4 protein-coding genes are annotated in these 2,538 nt (G+C 65.8%); 1 reads left to right on the forward strand and 3 read right to left on the reverse strand.

Annotation, left to right across the window (positions count from 1 at the left end):
* Positions 1-184, forward strand: a 184-nt coding sequence (locus K728_RS18855) for a hypothetical protein (RefSeq protein ID WP_035747569.1), incomplete at its 5' end; no start/stop codon positions are given.
* Here K728_RS18855 and K728_RS0108000 read toward each other — a convergent pair.
* The 3 genes from K728_RS0108000 to K728_RS0108010 all read right to left on the reverse strand — a co-directional run.
* Entirely contained in the window at positions 181-876 is a 696-nt protein-coding gene (locus K728_RS0108000) for a class F sortase (RefSeq protein ID WP_019481796.1), read from the reverse strand. The two genes, K728_RS18855 and K728_RS0108000, sit on opposite strands and share 4 nt — an antisense overlap.
* Positions 849-1,853, reverse strand: coding sequence for a hypothetical protein (locus tag K728_RS0108005; RefSeq protein WP_156808951.1), 1,005 nt, complete (start codon positions 1,851-1,853; stop codon positions 849-851). Before K728_RS0108005 ends, K728_RS0108000 begins: the two co-directional genes overlap by 28 nt.
* Positions 1,854-2,014: 161 nt before the next feature.
* Positions 2,015-2,538: PucR family transcriptional regulator (locus tag K728_RS0108010; protein ID WP_035747571.1), on the reverse strand; the 524-nt coding region annotated here is incomplete at its 5' end.

Raw genomic sequence — 2,538 nt, forward strand, 5'->3', positions numbered from 1 at the left:
CCGCCATGAGCCGGAACACGGCGTGAGCCGCACGGTAAGTCAGCCGGTCCTGTTCATGCTGAAGGCGAACGGCAGCAGTCCGGACCGTAGCCGGAAGGAATCGGTCAAGTCCGCCCAGCGGCTCAAGCGTCCGGCCAACGCCGGACGCGGTAACCGCAATGTACTGAACCGGCACGACTTCTAGACGCTGCCCGCTGGGCTGGCCGTGATGACTACGTTTTTGCCCCAAATGTCTTCGGTGTAGCAACTGATCAGCACCAGACGGTTGGGCACGACATTCCAGATCTCGCTGTCCTTCAGGGTGTTCTTGTCGTGGGTGGTCACCGAATCGATGACGTAGTCGAGAACGCCCGTTTCGGTGGTGAGCACAATCGAATCGCCCACGTTGGCGTCGGTGCTCAGTCGGTTGAAGGGGGCGTCACGGCCCTCCCAGCTGTGGCCGGTGATGTAGGTGGTGTCTTCCGACGCCAGCCCCGGTGTCCCAAAGGATGTCAGCCAGTAGGCATCCTCGGTCAACGGCGGCACGATTGACTGCGATGCAAACTCCTCCGCCGAGGGGGTGAGGGGCAGGATTGATTGGTCGATCCCTGCGGCCTCCACAGTGAGCCAGCCAGGCGGTGACGCGGCTGGTTCCGGGGCGGGAACCGATGGTGCAGCCGTTGCCGTTGCCGTTGCCGCTGGCGGTTCGGCCGGCTGGACTGGAGCGAAGGCAGCGGCCACGGTCTGGCGGTCGAACGTGACAGGTTCAGATGAGGCTTCGCCCGCCACCGACGTAGCGGCAACGATCAGGGCAGCAGACAGCGCCAGACCGGTCCACCGGGCCGGGGGGCCCCGCCAGCCGCGCATGCTCAGGCCCGGGTGGAGCGGCGGAGCCACACGCCAGCACCTGACAAAAGCACCAACGCCGCTCCCGCCGCCCCGCCAAAGGTCAGGGCGCTTGCAGTGTCAGGTGCTGGGTCAGCAGCTGCGGTCTGGATGTTCAATCCCCTCCCGGCTGCCGCAGTGGTCCCGGTGCCGATCGGGCCGGGCGCCGCCGGGGCGGTGGGTGCGACAACGACAACCGGCACCTCGAAGTCCTCGCCGGCACCCTCTCCCGTGCCCGGCGCAGCGCAGGCAGCGAGCGCAGCGTTCACCAGCACCTGGACCTCTTCGATACTGGTACCGGTGCCGGCGCCGCCCAGAGCGGCAAGAACTGCTTCGATGGTCTCGATCGCGGCGTAGTAGGTGTTCTCGGCCGCGACTACTGCTTCGGTGTAGAGCGCATCTTCCAGTGCCAGCTGTGCTTCCATCAGCGCTTCATCAGCCGCAGCGAATGCCTCGGGTGCTGTGTCCCGTTCCGCCTGCCGTGCAGCCAGCACGGTTGTCGCCTCGACCTGGAAGGCCAGAGCGGCGGCGAGCTCTGCCTCAGCGGCGAGGCGAGCGACGTCGTCGCCGTCTGCCACGTCAGCGAGCGCCAGCGCGGCGGCCACAACACGGTCATCGGCGAGGAACTTCGCGGTCTGTGCCGCGTCCAGAGCAGCCTGGGTTGTTTCCAGGGCCATCGCCGCCGTTTCAAAGGCCGCAATCGCGGCGTCGTACGCTGCGTATTCATGAACTGCTGCGATGTCGGCGTCTATCCAGGCCTGATCGAGTGCCTCGGAAGCGGCCTCGATGGCGGCCAGCGCGGTTTTCAGGTCGTAGGCCAGGCCGATGTCCACTGACGCGGAGTCCAGGGCAGCCCCCAGCGCAGACTGGGCAGCAACGCAGGAGGCCGAGGCGGGCGCGGCTACTGCGGGTGAGGCAGCCAGAAAGGTAGAACCAGCGATGAGTGCGGCACACGTGCCGAAGGTCATCAGTCGATTACGGTGCGTCATGAGACCACGTCTCTTCCTTGAGAAAGGCCCTCAAGTCCCCCTTGAGCGGCATCCGCCGGATGCGCGACGCTGGGGGCGGTGCTGTCTGGCTGACGTAATTTGACCACGCCGTCTGACGAAAGACCAGCACTTTTCGGACAATTTGTGTCACCGCTGCCCGGCTACCGGAGTCCCCGCACGTTCAGGGCGAGGTACAGGTGAACCCGGTCGGCGGTGACTCCCGGGTCGTAGCCGCTCAGGTCCTGGATCTGCTGCAACCGGTAACGCACGGTGTTCCGATGAAGCTGCAACGCCTCAGCGACCGCGGCGACCGACCCGTTCAGCATCAGGTACCGCTCAAGCGTCACCATCAACTCGGCGTGATGGCGCTGGTCAAACGCCACGACCGGATCCAACGCTTCAGCAGCGAGATCGGCGAGTGGCACATCCTCGCTGGCCATCAGCAGGGAGGTCAGACTCAGCCGGTCAGGGGTGTTCACGGGCAAGCCCCTGGTCAACGATTCCCGTGCCTCGAAATAGCTCCAGCGGAAGCCGCTGGCCTGCGCATAGGCACCCCCATACCCCACCTTCGCGGTCAGCCCGGCGCCGTGGAGGTAGGCGCCCATCTGCTGACTGAGAACGGGTCCATCACCGTCAGGAACGGCGATGACCAACCGCTCGTCAACCAGCGCTTCCACTCCCGACG

Source organism: Arthrobacter sp. CAL618 (assembly GCF_000468215.1).
Classification (GTDB): domain Bacteria; phylum Actinomycetota; class Actinomycetes; order Actinomycetales; family Micrococcaceae; genus Arthrobacter_D.